Here is a 1,957-nt window from a genome sequence, read left to right as displayed (position 1 = left end):
GCTTCTTTTTGGCGGTGAAAAAGTTCACAAATTTTATAAAAAAGTAACCAAAAGCAAATTTGATAGAGAACTCCTATCAGAATTTTGGAAAGATATAAAAAGCGGCAAAAAACCAACTTCTAAACCCCTTGAAATAAAGGGAAAAATTCTTCAAAACCATGAAATTATTAAAAAAGCACGAGAGCATTTAAAATATAGCAAAATAACGGCATTGGTTTTTTTCTTGATGTCCCTTGGCTTAGGTTATTGGGGATATTATAGTAGTCAAGAAATGATGGATATGATGGAAAACGGAATAACCACTATAGGCACCGTCATCAGCATAGATGCGCGCAATAATTCCGAAGACGTGAGATATACATATTATGCAATCGTGCGGTATACTGACAATAATGGCGACGCACATCAATTTACCGACAAAATCGGATCAAGCACACCACTTTATAATAGAAATGATAGTGTTGACGTGCTTTATGATCAACTTTCACCTGAAACAGCAATTATTGACCGCGGTATATTTAATTGGGGCATAAGTGCATTTGCAGTACTACTTGCAATTGCTGCATTGTGGGGATCGTTTTTATTTTTTAACGCAAAAAAGCGCTTTGAAAAGCAGCTTTTACTTAATCAACTATCCAGGTTCGGCCTTGACGAATGAGCGCGTTGAAATCAGCCTTCTTCGCTGATTTTGCCGCATTCATTTGATTGTGAACCGCATCATTATAACTCTCTTCTGGGTTACAATAAATCACACCGCAAACGACCGGAAAATCCGGTGCCGTTAATTCCACAAGCATATGTGCCATCATTTTATTGGTTTCATCATGAACAAGGATATCATCTTCCTTTACGCCATTTTCACCAATCGTCACAATTTCAAGGGCAAATTTTTCAAGATTAAAAACAAGTCCCTTGTCTTTTTCTTTTCCGAAAATCATCCGCTCGCCATGCACTACGTGAATTTGCGAATCAGCCGCCGTTTTCTTTTGTGTGAACTGATCAAATGTACCATCATTAAACACAATACAGTTTTGGAAAATTTCAACGAAAGATGCACCTTTATGATCTTTCGCCCGTTCAAGCGTAATTGGTAATGCTTTAAGTGCCGTGTCAATACCACGCGCAACAAACCGCGCCCCAGCCCCAAGTGCAAACGAACATGGCGAAAGCGGCAAATCAACGGACCCCATGGGTGTTGAAGGGGTTTTTGAACCTGGTTTCGATGTTGGTGAATATTGTCCTTTGGTCAGTCCATAAATTTCATTATTAAATAACATGATCTGCATATCCACATTACGCCGAAGCACATGAAGCATATGATTACCACCAATACTAAGACCGTCACCGTCACCCGTTACCAACCAAACGTCAAGATCAGGGTTTGCAAGCTTAACACCCGTTGCCACCGCTGGCGCACGGCCATGGATCGTATGGAACCCATAAGTTTCAACATAATATGGAAAACGTGATGAACAGCCGATACCGGAGACGAAAACCGTATTTTCCGGTGTTGCACCAATATTCGCAAGGGTCATTTGGACGCTTTTAAGAATAGCATAATCACCACAGCCCGGGCACCAGCGCACTTCTTGGTCGGTTTCAAAATCTTTAAAAGTCAATTTTTTAACGTCAGTTTGTTCATTCATGACGCATCTCCTGCTTGTTCGCGGATACAATCTAAAATCTCTGTAATTTTAAATGGCTGACCAGTCACTTTAGTTAATGAATAAGCATCAAGCAAATATTCCGCTCTAAGGAGCTTGTTCATTTGCCCTTTATTCATTTCTGCAACGATAACCTTGTCATAACTCTTAAGTAAACGTTCAAGGTTACGCGGTAATGGCCAAATATTACCAATATGTATGTGTGATACATCAATGTTTTCTGCACGGGCACGTTTTACGGCTTGATGAATTGCACCTCTGGTTGATCCCCATCCAACAACCGCAAGCTTTCC

2 protein-coding genes and 1 pseudogene are annotated in these 1,957 nt (G+C 40.3%); 1 reads left to right on the top strand and 2 read right to left on the bottom strand.

The genetic code is table 11. The features are described from left to right. On the top strand, positions 1-658 hold a 658-nt coding region (locus ACTF6W_RS05980), incomplete at its 5' end, for a DUF3592 domain-containing protein (protein WP_438993636.1). Here ACTF6W_RS05980 and ACTF6W_RS05975 read toward each other — a convergent pair. Both ACTF6W_RS05975 and ACTF6W_RS05970 read right to left on the bottom strand, forming a co-directional pair. Then, positions 624-1,646, bottom strand: a complete 1,023-nt coding sequence (locus tag ACTF6W_RS05975; protein WP_438993635.1) for a 2-oxoacid:ferredoxin oxidoreductase subunit beta — start codon at positions 1,644-1,646, stop codon at positions 624-626. The two genes, ACTF6W_RS05980 and ACTF6W_RS05975, sit on opposite strands and share 35 nt — an antisense overlap. Continuing rightward, positions 1,643-1,957 (bottom strand): annotated as a pseudogene (locus tag ACTF6W_RS05970) (2-oxoacid:acceptor oxidoreductase subunit alpha); the annotation flags it as partial. The pseudogene ACTF6W_RS05970 and the gene ACTF6W_RS05975, both read right to left, overlap by 4 nt.

The sequence above is a fragment of the Pseudemcibacter sp. genome (assembly GCF_965661635.1).
Taxonomy (GTDB): Bacteria; Pseudomonadota; Alphaproteobacteria; order Sphingomonadales; family Emcibacteraceae; genus Pseudemcibacter.
This window is presented reverse-complemented; position numbering and strand designations above follow the sequence as displayed.